The 14,575-nt window shown below is 64.7% G+C and carries 13 protein-coding genes; 10 read left to right on the top strand and 3 right to left on the bottom strand.

Going from position 1 to position 14,575, the window contains the following annotated elements:
* Nucleotides 1–22 precede the first annotated feature (22 nt).
* The 4 genes from NLN62_RS00320 to NLN62_RS00305 all read left to right on the top strand — a co-directional run bounded on the left by NLN62_RS00320 (nt 23) and on the right by NLN62_RS00305 (nt 6,527).
* The gene (locus NLN62_RS00320) at nt 23–1,405 is read left to right on the top strand and encodes an ethanolamine ammonia-lyase subunit EutB (protein WP_254106958.1); all 1,383 of its coding nucleotides are present in this window, start codon (nt 23–25) and stop codon (nt 1,403–1,405) included.
* A 174-nt stretch (nt 1,406–1,579) separates the two neighbouring features.
* Nucleotides 1,580–3,166, top strand: a complete 1,587-nt coding sequence (locus tag NLN62_RS00315; protein ID WP_254106957.1) for a B12-binding domain-containing radical SAM protein — start codon at nt 1,580–1,582, stop codon at nt 3,164–3,166.
* Between the two features lie 6 nt (nt 3,167–3,172).
* Nucleotides 3,173–3,955 (top strand): ethanolamine ammonia-lyase subunit EutC, encoded by a 783-nt coding sequence (gene eutC, locus NLN62_RS00310; RefSeq protein WP_027528202.1) that lies wholly within the window; start codon nt 3,173–3,175, stop codon nt 3,953–3,955.
* Between the two features lie 205 nt (nt 3,956–4,160).
* Nucleotides 4,161–6,527 carry an RND family transporter gene (locus NLN62_RS00305; RefSeq protein WP_027528201.1) on the top strand — a complete coding sequence of 789 codons (2,367 nt, stop codon included), beginning with the start codon at nt 4,161–4,163 and terminating at the stop codon, nt 6,525–6,527.
* A gap of 26 nt (nt 6,528–6,553) precedes the next feature.
* Here NLN62_RS00305 and NLN62_RS53180 read toward each other — a convergent pair whose 3' ends face one another.
* From NLN62_RS53180 to NLN62_RS00295, 3 genes are all read right to left on the bottom strand, one after another.
* A complete protein-coding gene (locus tag NLN62_RS53180; RefSeq protein WP_371932891.1) occupies nt 6,554–6,976 on the bottom strand; it encodes a hypothetical protein in 423 nt (140 codons plus the stop codon).
* Nucleotides 6,973–7,386, bottom strand: coding sequence for a hypothetical protein (locus tag NLN62_RS53175; RefSeq protein ID WP_371932890.1), 414 nt, complete (start codon nt 7,384–7,386; stop codon nt 6,973–6,975). Before NLN62_RS53175 ends, NLN62_RS53180 begins: the two co-directional genes overlap by 4 nt.
* Before the next feature lie 69 nt (nt 7,387–7,455).
* Nucleotides 7,456–7,953: a hypothetical protein gene (locus NLN62_RS00295; RefSeq protein WP_027528199.1), complete on the bottom strand. Its 498-nt coding sequence runs from the start codon at nt 7,951–7,953 to the stop codon at nt 7,456–7,458.
* A gap of 459 nt (nt 7,954–8,412) precedes the next feature.
* Between NLN62_RS00295 and NLN62_RS00290 the strand changes: the two genes are divergently transcribed.
* From NLN62_RS00290 to NLN62_RS00265, 6 genes are all read left to right on the top strand, one after another.
* Nucleotides 8,413–8,655 (top strand): hypothetical protein, encoded by a 243-nt coding sequence (locus NLN62_RS00290; RefSeq protein ID WP_027528198.1) that lies wholly within the window; start codon nt 8,413–8,415, stop codon nt 8,653–8,655.
* 182 nt (nt 8,656–8,837) lie between these two features.
* Nucleotides 8,838–9,722 carry a squalene synthase HpnC gene (gene hpnC, locus NLN62_RS00285; protein ID WP_254106956.1) on the top strand — a complete coding sequence of 295 codons (885 nt, stop codon included), beginning with the start codon at nt 8,838–8,840 and terminating at the stop codon, nt 9,720–9,722.
* Nucleotides 9,712–10,551 carry a presqualene diphosphate synthase HpnD gene (gene hpnD, locus NLN62_RS00280; RefSeq protein ID WP_254106955.1) on the top strand — a complete coding sequence of 280 codons (840 nt, stop codon included), beginning with the start codon at nt 9,712–9,714 and terminating at the stop codon, nt 10,549–10,551. The genes hpnC and hpnD overlap by 11 nt, the downstream gene beginning before the upstream one ends.
* Complete coding sequence (hpnE, locus tag NLN62_RS00275) at nt 10,551–11,807, top strand: hydroxysqualene dehydroxylase HpnE (RefSeq protein ID WP_027528195.1); 1,257 nt, start codon at nt 10,551–10,553, stop codon at nt 11,805–11,807. The genes hpnD and hpnE overlap by 1 nt, the downstream gene beginning before the upstream one ends.
* Before the next feature lie 53 nt (nt 11,808–11,860).
* On the top strand, nt 11,861–13,819 hold the full coding sequence (gene shc, locus NLN62_RS00270) for a squalene--hopene cyclase (RefSeq protein ID WP_254106954.1): 1,959 nt from the start codon (nt 11,861–11,863) through the stop codon (nt 13,817–13,819).
* Nucleotides 13,816–14,550: a phosphorylase gene (locus NLN62_RS00265; RefSeq protein WP_254106953.1), complete on the top strand. Its 735-nt coding sequence runs from the start codon at nt 13,816–13,818 to the stop codon at nt 14,548–14,550. The genes shc and NLN62_RS00265 overlap by 4 nt, the downstream gene beginning before the upstream one ends.
* Nucleotides 14,551–14,575 lie beyond the last annotated feature (25 nt).

Raw genomic sequence — 14,575 nt, 5'->3', positions numbered from 1 at the left:
CCGACTGACGCCGGAGGGGCTTTTGGTCTACCGCCACACCATCGATGCCACGACCTATGTTTTCGCCGATCTGCGCGACCTCCTGGCCAAGGCGACCCCGCCGCGCTCCGGTGACCGGCTGGCCGGGATCGCGGCTGCCAGCGCCGAAGAGATGATCGCGGCGCGGATGGCGCTCGCCGACGTTCCGCTTGGCCAATTCCTCCAGGAGATGGTGATCCCGTATGAGGCCGACGAGGTGACGCGCCTCGTCATCGACACCCACGATGCAAGGGCCTTCGCGCCGGTGGCCGCGCTTACCGTCGGCGGCTTCCGCGACTGGCTGCTGTCGGACGCCGCGACGACGGAAGGTTTGCGAATGCTGGCCCACGGCATCACTCCGGAGATGGCGGCCGCGGTGTCGAAGCTCATGCGCAACCAGGATCTGATCCTGGCGGCGCGCAAATGTGAGGTGATCACATCGTTCCGCAACACCATCGGGCTGAAGGGGCGGATGAGCACGCGGCTCCAGCCCAACCATCCCTTCGACGACGCCAAGGGCATCACCGCCTCGATCCTTGACGGCATTCTGCTCGGCGCGGGCGATGCCTGCATCGGAATCAACCCGGCGAGCGACGACCCCGCGACCATCGGCCAGTTGCTGGGGCTGCTCGACGAGATCATCTCGCGGCTCAACATCCCGACCCAGAGCTGCGTGCTCACCCATGTGACGACGACGCTGTCGCTGATCGGGCAGGGCGTGCCGGTCGACCTGGTGTTCCAGTCGGTCGCCGGGACCGAGGCCGCCAACCGCAGCTTCGGCATCGATCTCACTTTGCTCGGCGAAGCCCACGAGGCCGGGCGGTCGCTGAGGCGCGGCACGGTCGGGCAGAACGTGATGTATTTCGAGACCGGCCAGGGCTCGGCGTTGTCGGCCAATGCCCATCACGGCGTCGACCAGCAGACCTGCGAGGCGCGGGCCTATGCGGTCGCCCGCTCGTATCAGCCCCTGCTGGTCAACAGCGTGGTCGGCTTCATTGGCCCGGAATATCTCTATGACGGCAAGGAGATCATCCGCGCCGGGCTCGAGGATCATTTCTGCGGCAAGCTGCTCGGCCTGCCGCTCGGGGTCGACATCTGCTACACCAACCATGCCGAAGCGGACCAGGACGACATGGACAATCTCCTGACGCTGCTGGCTGCCGCCGGCGTCACCTTCATCATGGGGGTGCCGGGCGCCGACGACGTCATGCTGAACTATCAGTCGACCTCCTTCCATGACGCGCTTTACGTCCGCGACGTCTTCGGCCTGCACCGCGCGCCGGAGTTCGACGACTGGCTGGCGAAGAGCGGGATTGCGGGTGCCGATTTCCGACTTGCTCGTGATGCGGGGCTGCTACCCGATTTTGCCTCACGCCTGATTGCTTGAAGCCGGCCCGAATTTCGCATGATCACGGACAATCAGCGTGAACCGGGGAAACCATTGCGGCGTCTCATGAATTAGGCCCATGCCACAATATTGAGGAATTTCGGGCCCAGCGTTACGTTATGTGTCTCTATGTCTGTTCTGCACGGTTTGTAGAAGGTCGTTGGGGGAAGTTCGATGCGCGCTGAAAGCAACGGAACGGTCCGGCACATTCTCTGCGTCTTTCCGCGCTACACATCGTCTTTCGGCACATTCGAGCACGCCTATCCCCTGACCGATGGCGTCAAGGCCTTCATGCCGCCGCAGGGGCTGCTGCTGATCTCCGCCTATCTGCCCAGGGAGTGGCAGGTGAAGTTCGTCGACGAGAACCTCCGTCCGGCGACGAAGGAGGAGTTCGAATGGGCGGAGGCGGTCTTCGTCAGCGGCATGCACATCCAGCGCCAGCAGATGAACGACATCTGCCGCCGCGCCCATGAGCACGATCTGCCGGTTGCGCTCGGCGGCCCTTCGGTCAGCGCCTGCCCGGATTACTATCCGTCCTTCGACTATCTCCATGTCGGCGAGCTCGGCGACGCCACCAATGAGCTGATCGCGATCCTGTCGCGCGACATCGCGCGCCCGGCGCAGCAGGTGGTGCTGACGACCAACGACCGCGTGCCGATGACCGAGTTTCCGATCCCCGCCTACGAGCTTGCGGAGGTGAAGAAATACTTCCTCGGCAGCATCCAGTATTCCAGCGGCTGTCCCTATCAGTGCGAGTTCTGCGACATCCCCGGCCTCTACGGGCGCAACCCGCGCATCAAGACGCCGCAGCAGATCATCGCCGAACTCAACCGCCTGCGCGAATGCGGCATGACCGACACGGTCTATTTCGTGGACGACAATTTCATCGGCAACCGCAAGGCGGCGATGGACCTGTTGCCGCATCTGATCGAGTGGCAGAAGAAGACCGGCTATGTGATGCGGCTCGCCTGCGAGGCGACGCTCAACATCGCCAAGCGCCCGGAAATCCTCGAGAAGATGCGCGAGGCCTATTTCATCACCATCTTCTGCGGCATCGAGACGCCCGATCCCGACGCGTTGCACGCGATGCAGAAGGACCACAACATGATGGTCCCGATCCTTGAGGGCGTGCGTACCATCAACTCCTACGGCATGGAGGTGGTGTCCGGCATCATCATGGGGCTCGACACCGACAAGCCGAACACGTCGGATGCGCTGCTTTCGTTCGTCGAGGAATCCCGCATTCCGCTGCTCACGATCAACCTGCTCCAGGCGCTGCCGAAGACGCCGCTGTGGGACCGGCTCGAGCGTGAGGGCCGGTTGATCAACGATGAAGGCCGCGATTCCAACGTCAACTTCCTGTTGCCCTATGACGATGTCGTGGCGTCCTGGAAGTTCTGCATGGAGCGGGCCTACGCGCCCGAGAAGGTCTATGCGCGCTATCAGCACCAGTGTGACTACACCTATGCCAACCGCATCAAGGTGCCGGTGCCTGCGGAGATGAAGACCTGGCCCAACATCAGGCGCGGTCTCGTCATGTTGCGCAACATCTTCTGGAAGGTCGGCGTGCTCGGCGACTACAAACGCGTGTTCTGGAAGTTTGCGCTGGGCCGGATCAGGCGCGGCGATCTCGAAGGCCTGATCGGGTGCACCATGATCGCGCACCATCTCATCACCTTTGCGCGCGCGGCATCGAGCGGCCAGCAGAACGCGTCGAACTACTCGCTGCGGCTGCGCGAGGCGTCCGTTCCCGCTGAATGATGCGACATGTCTAGCCCTGCCGTTCCGAGCCGCCCGACCCTGGACCTGCGGACGTTGACGCCCGCGCGCGTGGCGCTCGGGCGCAGCGGGGCGAGCCTGCCGACCAAGCCGCTGCTCGACTTCACGCTCGATCACGCGCGCGCCCGCGACGCCGTGCATGCCGTCTTCGATGTCGAGCGGATGATCGCCGAACTCGCCGAGTTCGGCGTTCCCGCTGTTGCGACGAGGAGCCGCGCCGCCGATCGCGGCGACTATCTGCGGCGGCCGGATCTCGGACGCCAGCTCGAGCCGACATGCGCCGAGCATCTCGCGTCGCGCGCCGCGGATCCCGGCCGGCTTGTAATCGTGATCGGCGACGGATTGTCGCCGACGGCGGTGCATGCGCACGCGATTGGGTTGTTGCGCGCGCTGCTGCCGGACCTCGCCGATACGCCGCCTGTCGCAGTTGACCACATCGTTGTCGCCTCAGGCGCACGTGTGGCGCTGGGCGACGAAATCGGCGCCATTCTCGGCGCAGCCATGGTCGTGATGCTGATTGGCGAGCGGCCGGGCCTGTCGGCCCCCGACAGTCTCGGGGCCTATCTGACCTTTGCGCCAAAACCCGGCCGTACCGATGCCGAGCGCAATTGCGTCTCCAACATCCATCGGGCTGGGCTCAGTTGTGACGAGGCGGCCTTCAAGATCGCCTGGCTGGTCCGCGCAGGCCTGTCGCGGGACGTGACCGGCGTGGCGCTGAAGGACGAGAGCGGCGATCTGCCGGCGCGAATCGGCACAGCGCTGCCAGAATGAGCCATCAAGGGCCGAAATTGCCGCATCTTGATCGATTTTGTTGCCCAGCGCGCGCTTGCGAGGGGGCGTGCCGACCTGCTAAACCCCTCGCGGCGATTTCCCGCGCTTTTTCAAAGGGCAAGCCTCCCATCTGTGTGGCGTTTTCCAGCCGATATGCGGGGCGCATAAGCTCACCAACCGAGCCGATTTAGGAACTGGACAAGGCATGCTCGAAAAGCACAGCGAGAGTGAGGTTCATGTCGACAAGGTCGAGCAGGGACCTTCGTCCTCCATCGCTTTTGGACTTGAACGCATCGGGCTGATTGCCGTCCGCGCGCCGGTCCTGTCCTGCCTGATCCTGATCGCACTGATCGTCGGTGCCGTCTTCGGCATCGAGCGGATCAAGATCGACGATTCGCTGTCGCAGCTGTTCCGCTCCAACACGCGGGAATTCCGCCAGTACGAAGAGGTGACGAAGAAGTTCCCGGCCGAGGAGTTCGACGTCCTCGTCGTGGTCGAGGGCAAGACCTTGCTGGCGCGCAACAACCTCGAGAAACTGCGTGACTTCGTCACCGACATGCAGCTGGTCGAGGGCACGCGCGGCCTGGTCTCGCTGTTCTCGGCACGCCAGGCGCCGGCGCCGGGCAAGCTGCCGGCGGCGCTGTTCCCGGCCGAGCTGCCCGAGGGCGCGGCCTATGACCAGTTCATCGAGACCGTCAAAAACAACGAGATCATCCGCGGCAAGCTCTTGTCCGAGGACGGCACGCTCGCGCTGATCGTGCTCTCGCTCGATCCCGAAGTGGTCGCCTCCAGCAAGCTGACCAAGACCGTCGGCGACATCCGCGCGCTGATGAAGGAGGATCTCGGCGACACCGGCCTCAGCGTGCAGCTTTCTGGCGTGCCGGTGATGCAGCTCGAAATCCGCAACGCGGTCGAGCGCGACGGCCTCACCTACAACATCCTCGGCATTCTCGCCGGCTGCATCATCGCGATCATCTTCTTCCGCAAGATCTCGTTCATGGTGGTGGCGGCATTCCCGCCGATGATCGCGATCCTGATCGCGCTCGGCGCGCTCGGCTGGGCCAACTTCAATCTCAACATGTTCCTGAACGTGATGACGCCGCTCATCATGGTCATCAGCTTCTCGGACTCGATGCAGCTCACCTTCGCCGCGCGCGACCGGCTGATCGCGGGCCAGGACAAGTTCACCGCGTTCAAGAACGCGGTGCTGGTGGTGGGCCCGGCCTGCGTGCTGACGCACGGCACCGCCGGCATTTCCTTCATCGCGCTGCAGTTCTCCGACTCCGACCTGATCCGCAAGTTCGGCGAGGCCGGCCTTGCCGCCACCATCATCGCGCTGGTCACGGTGCTGTCGCTGGTGCCGGTGTTCGGCGTTCTCTTCGTGCGCAACGAGAAGATCTTTGCGGTCAAGTTCCAGAGCGCTGATGCCGGTGTGCAGGCGCTGCGCAATTTCTGCTACTGGATCGCGGTGCGCATGGTCGGCCGGCCCGGCCTGTTCAGCCTGATTGCGCTGCTGTTCGTCGCCAGCCTCGGCGTCATCTACGCCAATCTGCAGCCGCGCTACCGGCTCGCCGACCAGGTGCCGGACAAGCGCCAGGCGGTTGCCGCCAGCAACCGGCTCGACGCCAAGCTGACCGGCGCCAACCCGGTCAACGTGCTGATCACGTTCCCCAAGGGTGAATCGCTCTATTCGCCGGAGACGCTGCAAACCATCGCGGATGTGCACGCGACCGTCGAGAAGGCGGCGGGTGTCGGCAACGTCTGGTCGCTGGAGACGCTCCGCCGATGGCTGGCGGAAAAGGCCGGCAGCGACGATGTCGCGACCCTGAAGGAATACGTCAACGTCATCCCCGAGCATCTGGTGCGGCGTTTCATCGACGCCGAGCAGGATGCGGTGGTCGTGGCCGGCCGCGTGCCGGACAAGGACTCCAGCCAGCTCTTGCCGATCGTCGACAAGCTCGATGCCGAGCTCGACGCCGTCCGCAAGAAGCATCCCGGCTACGAGGTCGCCGTCACGGGTCTCGCCGCCATCGCCGCGCGCAACTCGGCCGGTATGATCGAGAAGCTGAACCGCGGCCTCACCGTCGAATTCGCGCTGGTCGCGATCTTCATTGGTCTCGCCTTCCGCTCCTGGGTGGTGATGTTCGCCTGCATCCTGCCGGGCATCTTCCCGGTCGTGATGTCCGGAACGGTGCTGTGGGCGATGGGCGAGGGGCTGCAATTCGCCAGCGTCGTCGCGCTCACCGTCTCATTCGGCCTTGGCCTCTCCGCAACCATCCACTTCCTCAACCGCTTGCGATTGGAGAGCAAGCCGGGCGTCGGTTCGGCGCTCGCGGTGGAGCGCGCGACCGTGCTGGTCGGCCCGGCGCTGATCCTGACCACGGTGGTGCTGGCCTGCGGCCTCGTCGTCACCGTGTTCTCGGACCTGCCGTCGCTGCGGCTATTCGGCTGGCTCAGCGCCTTCTCGATGGTTGCAGCGCTCGTTGCCGACCTCTTCATCCTGCGCCCGACGGCGATGTGGCTGATCAACCTGCACGAGAAGCTGCAAGGGCCGGACAAGCGCGCGATCTGAGCGAGACGGCTCATGCCGCCTCTTGCTCACGCCTCGATACGGACGATCCCGTACGGATCGAACTTGAAGTCGTCCTCGCGGTATTTCGTCTCGTGTGAGACTGCGAGCTTGCGCGCCTTGAGCGTCGCCTCGATGCCGCGTTCGGCCATCTCGTTGGCGATCTCCTCCATGATCATCACGGTGCCCCAATCGCCGTCGCCGGCTCTGGCGACATAGACCTCGAGCAGGCCGACGAGGTGGTAACCGACCGTCTCGTTGTAGCGCTCGCCGCTGAGCGGGCGCTTGGCAAAGGCGAGGCGGCACGCTTTGGCCAAGGCGGGAGTCACGGCAAGACCCTGGCCGGTTGTCGCGCCCTTGCGTGCCTGATCAGCCAGGTTTCGCCAACGCTCGAGGCCATGCGCGACCCCCGCGCTCTCGCCCTTCACGGCCGTTGCGCCCGCTTCGATCATCTCCTCGACGATGCGCAGGGCCGCCGCCGAATAGGCAACCGCTTCTGCTGATCCATCGGAGGACTCAGCAGGTAGAGCACCGACTTGTGGTTGACCACGGCCTGCTCATCGGCGGCCGTCCAGGCCAGCGGAAACACGCGATCCCAGCAGACAGAAAACGACCGTGGCATATGCGGATCGGGCTTGGCTTGCGAATAGGTGCGGTCGATCTCGAAGCCGAAATCCTCGATCGTCTTCACGACGTCCCTCGGCGGATGCAGCAGGCTTTCGTCCTGGCCGAGAAAGCAGAGCACGTGACGCGGCTTGACTGCGGGCGCTTGCATTTCCGTCACCGGCGCATCACCCGCGAAGGCGGCATGCGGGGCGAGGAAGCCGACCGCCTTGAGCAGGGTTCTGCGAATAGGGTCCATGTCATGAAAAACCCCCGGCTCGCGAGAACCAGGGGCCATGTTGTCCAGTCAACGGGTGAGGGAAGCGCTTCAGCTCTTCACCATGGTGATGTTGACGCCGCGGATCTCGCCCTTGGAGCTGATCTGCACCGTTTGCTTGTTGCCGTTGGTGCGCAGCGTCAGGTTAGCGGCAAAACCGTTGGCCTCGACGAACACGTCGATCTGGCCGCCGCCGGCGGTGCCCTGCAGATTGCCGAAGATGTTGCGGCTGGCTTCGCTCCAATTGCCCGAAATGCGGTCGCCCTGGCTCGTCACGTCGCTGGTGAGGTCGAACTTGTAGCTATCGCTAGCACAGTGCAGCGCCTGCTTCAGGCCGAGACCGCTGGCCGCGACCTTGTAGTCCGCCTTGCAGCGGATGCGCTCGGTCGAGCCGTCGGACAGCGCCACGGTGCCGGTGCCCGACCACGCGCCGTCAAAGCCGGCAAAGGGTCCGGACGACTGAGCATGGCTCGCCGAAACCGAGAAGAGCAGCGCGGCGCCAATGCCTGCCGCCTTGATCGCCAGTCCAGACCGTCCAAAGAATTTCATGTTCGAATATCCCGTTTTTTGAATGACGTTCGCTCCTAACAGAACGTCTCGCCGCATCGAAGGTTTAGTGTCCCCATCTGCTGGCAGGTTCAAACCATAACCCTGCGAGGTGTCAGGACGGCGAACGATTGCGGCCGTTTTCGCCGTTCCGCGCAGGGTTTCAGCTGTGCCTTTTCGATGACGTGCGCAAGGGCTTGCGATGCATGTCTGCAACAGGTCCATGGCAAAACACCGCCTGCCTAAATAATCTCATAGTATCAATCCCTTAGATCTGCCAATGAAGGCCGTGCGAAGGCGCGATCTGGTGGATTTGGTGCCAATTTGGCCGCATTTACCAGTGCTTGTGCTGTCTCCACTGCTGCGCGCTCCGCGGCAACGCCATCAGAACAATCCGTTCCGGTCGTCCGCCCTGTGCTGTCCGGGAACGGAGAGATTCTGCCGCCAGAATGAAGGACTACAATGCGTAAATATCTCCTCGCTCTCACCCTGCTGTCGGCATCCCTTTCGACCGCGGCGTTCGCCCAGCAGCCCCAGCAGGGGCGCGGCACCGCCGAAGAGCAGAAGGCCTGCACGCGCGACGTGCAGAAATTCTGCCGTCCGGTCATCGATCAGGGCGATTTCACGATTCTGGCCTGCTTGAAGGAGAATCGGGCCAAGATCTCGCAGGCTTGCGATCAGGTCCTGAAGACCCACAACCAGTAAGCTTTCGCGGGGCCCGTGGAGCGTTCACGGGCCCGCCTTTGCGGCGGCCTCGATTCGTGAGGGCAGGGACCCGCGAGACAGGTTGGTTTTGCGGGCATATTCCCCTATATGGGGGCCGCGACGGCTCGGCCGGCCGCGCCTAAAAAAGCCTTCCTGTTCAGACGATTGTTAACCAGTCCTCGATGACCTCTGCGAGCGAATTGCGATCCGGCAAGGGTGACCGCGACGAGAATTTTCCCGTCGCGTCGTGGATCATTCATCCGCGTCACCGCGCGCTGATCCTCGCCTTCTACAATTTCGTCCGCACCGCCGACGATATCGCCGACCATGCGACGTTGCCGCCTGAGGAGAAGCTCGCCTATCTCGACCTGCTCGAGGCCGAGCTCAACGGCAACGGCGACACGCAGGCCGAGGCCGTCGTTCTCCGCCGTGCGCTGGCCGAGCGCGGTATGCCGCCGCGTCATGCGCTCGACGTGTTGATCGCCTTCCGCATGGACGTGACGAAGCTGCGCTACGAGACCTGGGACGAGGTCATCCACTACTGCCGCTATTCGGCGATGCCGGTCGGCCGCTTCATGCTGGACGTGCACGGCGAGGCGACCTCGACCTGGGTCGCTTCGGATGCGCTCTGCGCCGCCTTGCAGATCAACAATCACCTCCAGGATTGCGGCAAGGATTTTCGCGCGCTCAACCGCGTCTATCTGCCGCGCGATGCGCTGGCCGCAAGCGGCGCCTCGGTCGAGCAGCTCGGCGGCGATCATTCGCCGCCGCAGATGCTGGCCTGCCTCCAGGCGCTCGCCGCACGCAACGAAGAGCTCCTGAACGAGAGCAAGTCGCTTTCCGCGGAAGTGCGGGACTTCCGCCTGGGCGTCGATATCTCGGTGATCCAGGCCTATGCCGACCGCATCGTGCGCCTGCTCAAGGTGCGCGATCCCCTGCGCGAGCGTGTGCATCTGAACAAGCTCGAGCTCCTTACCTTCAGCCTCGCCGGCATCGCCGGTGAAATCGGCCGTCGCGCCTTCGGGCGCAGGCCAATCTCCAATCCGGGGCCGGCCCATGACGCTTGAGGCGACCACGCCCGGCGCCAGTTATGGCTCGACCGCATCCGGCAGCTCGTTCTACGCCGCGATGCGGATCCTGCCGCGCGACCAGCGCGAGGCGATGTTCCAGATCTACAGCTTCTGCCGCCAGGTCGACGACATCGCCGATTCCAACGGCCCGCGCGATGAACGTCTCGCCGCGCTTCAGGAATGGCGCAACGACATCGATGCGCTCTATCAGGGCCATCCGCCGGCGCGGCTCGCCGACTACGTCGCTTCCGTGAAGACCTTCGGACTGAAGCGGGAGGATTTCCTCGCCATCGTCGATGGCATGGAGATGGACGTGCCGCAGGACATCCGCGCGCCGGACATGGCAGTCCTCGATCTTTACTGCGATCGCGTCGCAAGTGCCGTGGGACGCCTGTCGGTGCGGGTGTTCGGCATGCCGGAAGAGGATGGCATCCTGCTCGCCTATCATCTCGGCCGCGCGCTCCAGCTCACCAACATCCTGCGCGATATCGACGAGGACGCCGGCCTCGGCCGGCTCTATCTGCCGCGCGAAGGCCTGCTGCATGCCGGCATCACCTCCAATGATCCGCAGCGCGTGATCGCCGAGCGCGCCCTGCCAAAGGTCTGCCTGCCGCTCGCCCAGCGCGCGAAAGCGCATTTCGAGAAGTCGGACGAGATCATGGCGCGCAACAAGCGCCGCGCGGTGCGTGCGCCGCGGATCATGTCGAAATATTATCACGCCATTCTGGACCTCTTGCTCGAACGCGGCTTTGCCGCGCCCCGCACGCCGGTGCGTGTATCCAAGATCACACGTATCGCCATCCTACTCCGCTACGCAATTTTCTGATGTCAAAGACAGCTCACATCATCGGCGCCGGAATTTCCGGCCTCTCTGCCGCCGTGCGGCTCGCCAATGCCGGCTTCAAGGTCGCCGTGCACGAGGCGACGCAGCAGGCCGGCGGCCGCTGCCGCTCCTATTTCGACGGCGCGACCAATCTCGTCATCGACAACGGCAACCATCTCCTGTTGTCGGGCAATCGCCACGCGCTCGCCTATGCGCGCTCGATCGGCACCGAAGCGGGGCTGGTGGGCCCGGCGCGCGCGCAGTTTCCCTTCGTTGATCTGAAGACGGGGCAGCGCTGGCAGCTCGATCTCGGCGACAGCCGCCTGCCGGGCTGGGTGTTCGACGAGAGCCGCCGTGTCCCCGACACCGGACTGACCGACTATCTCAAGCTCGCGCCGCTGATCTGGGCGTCGGAGGAGACGCTGGTCGGCAAGTCGATCCCCTGCGAGGGCGTGCTGTATCAGCGCCTGGTGCAGCCGCTGTTGCTCGCGGCGCTCAACGTCGATCCGCCCGAGGGTTCGGCGGGGCTTGCCGGCGCGATCGTGCGCGAGACGTTGCTCGCCGGCGGTCAGGCCTGCCGCCCGCTGATCGCGCGCGACGGTCTGAGCGCTGTGCTGATCGAGCCCGCGGTGAAGTTCTTGACCGAGCGCGGTCACTCCGTGCAGCTCGGCCACGAGCTGCGCTCGTTCACGACCACGGACGGCAAGGTCAGCGCGCTCAATTTCGGCGGCGAGGACGTCGTCGCGATCGCGCCAGACGATGTGATCGTGATGGCGGTGCCGCCACGTGCCGCCGCTTCGCTGCTGCCGGGTGTGAAAACGCCGACGCAATTCCGCGCCATCGTGAATGCGCATTTCCGCTTTGAGCCGCCGCCGGGCTCGGCCCCCATCCTGGGCGTCATCGGCGGGGTCGTAGAGTGGCTGTTCGCGTTCCCGAACCGGCTGTCCGTCACCATCAGCAATGGCGACCGGCTGGTCGAGATGCCGCGCGAAGAACTCGCGCAGACGATCTGGAACGATGTCTGCATGGCGGGCGGCGTTGCCGGCGAGCTGCCACCCTGGCAGATCGTGCGCGAGCGCCGCGCCACCTTTGCCGCCACGCCCGAGCAGAATGCCTTGCGTCCCGGGCCGGTCACCGCGCTGAAAAACCTGTTTCTTGCCGGCGACTGGACTGCTACGGGATTGCCAGCAACCATTGAGGGATCGGTCCGGTCCGGCGATCGCGCCGCCGATTTGGTCCTGGCCGCACAGCGGACCTGACGGGCTTTGGTCCCGGTCAATTATCCAGACAACTATCGGAGATATCGAGCGAGATGCATTCCGTGAACAAGAGCGCGACTACCCGCGAAGTCTTGGAATCGAGCATTGCGTCGGCCACGCAAGGGTTGCTCGGCTTCCAGCAATCCGACGGCCATTGGGTGTTCGAGCTCGAGGCCGATTGCACCATTCCGGCCGAATATGTCCTGTTGCGGCATCATCTGGCCGAGCCGGTCGATGCCGCGCTCGAGGCCAAGATCGGCAACTATCTGCGCCGCGTGCAGGGCGCCCATGGCGGTTGGCCCTTGGTGCATGACGGCGAGTTCGACATGAGCGCGAGCGTGAAGGCTTACTTTGCGCTCAAGATGATCGGCGATTCCATCGATGCGCCGCACATGGTACGGGCGCGCGAGGCGATCCGTTCGCGCGGCGGTGCGATTCATAGCAACGTCTTCACCCGCTTCACGCTGGCGATGTTCGGCGTGGTGAGCTGGCGCGCAGTGCCGGTGCTGCCGGTCGAGATCGTGCTGTTGCCGTTCTGGTCGCCGTTTCACCTCAACAAGATCTCCTATTGGGCGCGCACCACCATGGTGCCGCTGATGGTGCTTGCGGCGCTCAAGCCGCGCGCGCGGAATCCGAAAGGCGTCGGCATCGACGAGCTGTTCCTCCAGGATCCGCGCTCGATCGGCATGACCGCCAAGGCGCCGCACCAGAGCATGGCCTGGTTCGTGCTGTTCCGCTCGCTCGATGCCATCTTGCGCGTCATCGAGCCGATGTTTCCCAAGAGCCTGCGCAAGCGCGCGATCGACGCGGCGCTCGCCTTCACCGAGGAGCGGCTGAACGGCGAGGATGGCATGGGCGCGATCTATCCGCCGATGGCCAACATCGTCATGATGTATGACGCGCTCGGCAAGGACGAGAGCTATCCGCCGCGCGCGACCACGCGCCGGGGCATCGACAAGCTGCTCGTGATCAGGGACGACGAAGCCTATTGCCAGCCCTGCGTCTCGCCGATCTGGGATACGACGCTCAGCGCTCACGCGCTGCTCGAGGCCGGCGGCACACAAGCCGTACCGGCCGCGAAGCAGGGCCTCGACTGGCTGATCCCAAAGCAGGAGCTCGATGTGAAGGGCGACTGGGCGGTGAAGCGGCCCGAGACGCGTCCCGGCGGCTGGGCCTTCCAGTACAACAATGCCCACTATCCCGATCTCGACGACACCGCCGTCGTGGTGATGTCGATGGACCGCATGCGCCGGGAGCACGGCACGGCCGGCTATGACGCCGCGATCGACCGCGGCCGGGAATGGATCGAGGGCATGCAGAGCGACGATGGCGGCTGGGCTGCCTTCGATGTGAACAACCTCGAATATTATTTGAACAACATCCCGTTCTCCGACCATGGCGCGCTGCTCGATCCGCCGACCGAGGACGTTACCGCGCGCTGCATCTCGATGCTGGCCCAGCTGGGCGAGACCGAGAAGACCAGCAAGCACATGGCCGATGGGGTCGCCTATCTCCGGCGGACCCAGCACCCGGAGGGCTCCTGGTACGGCCGCTGGGGCATGAATTTCATCTACGGAACGTGGTCGGTGCTGTGCGCGCTGAATGCGGCCGGCATCGGCCACACCGACCCGATGATTCGCAAGGCCGCCGACTGGCTGGTCTCGATCCAGAACAAGGACGGCGGCTGGGGCGAGGACGCCGTTAGCTACCGGCTCGACTACAAGGGCTGGGAGGCCGCTCCCTCGACCGCCTCGCAAACGGCATGGGCCTTGCTTGCTCTCATGGCGGCAGGCGAGGTTGATCACCCGGCCGTCGCCCGTGGGGTGGAGTACCTGATTGCAACACAGAACGAAAAAGGACTGTGGGACGAGCAGCGGTATACCGCCACAGGCTTCCCCCGCGTGTTCTATCTACGTTATCATGGTTACCCGAAGTTCTTCCCGCTGTGGGCGCTGGCGCGGTATCGGAACTTGCGGAACACCAACAGCAGGGTGGTAGGGGTCGGAATGTGACTTTGGGGACGGGGGACGGGGGCTCCGCGGGTAATGCAATAGACCTGCGGCCGATACTTATTGTGACCGGTCTGGTTCAGGAGGCCCGCATCGCGGCCGGCCCGGGCATGGCCGTTATCTGCTCTTCCAGCAGCCCGACGCAGCTGCGAGCGCTGCTCACGGTGGTGGATCCCGAGAGCATCCGCGGCGTGATCTCCTTCGGCGTGGCAGGCGGGCTGGACCCGACGCTCCGCTCGGGCGACGTCGTGGTCGCGACCGAGGTGCTGGCGGGCGATGCCCGCTGGGCCGCCGGCCTGTCGCTCAGCGAAGACCTCATCGACAAGCTGACCTCCGGTCGCCGCCGGGTCGTGCGCGGCAGCCTTGCCGGCGCCGAGGAGATGGTCACCGGCCGGTCATGCAAGGCCGCGCTCCATTCGGAAACCGGTGCAGCAGCTGTCGACATGGAGAGCCATATCGCGGCTGCCTATGCCGCTCAGGCGGGCCTGCCGTTCGCCGCGCTGCGGGTCATCAGCGATCCCGCCCATCGTGCGCTGCCGGCCTTGGCGCGTGCCGCGATCAAGCCGAACGGACAGATCGATGTGGCGACCATCCTGTTCGGCGTGGTGCGCAATCCGGCGACGGTGCGCGCGCTGGTCTCGACCGGCATCGACTTCAACCGTGCGCTGCGCTCCTTGCGCGTCAGCCGCGATTTCCTGATCGGCAGCGAGGGGCCTGTTCCCGAGACCGTCTGAGCGGTTTTGAATCGGACAAACTATT

Origin of the sequence: Bradyrhizobium sp. CCGUVB23 (assembly GCF_024199885.1) — a bacterium.
Lineage (GTDB): Bacteria > Pseudomonadota > Alphaproteobacteria > Rhizobiales > Xanthobacteraceae > Bradyrhizobium.
This window is presented reverse-complemented; position numbering and strand designations above follow the sequence as displayed.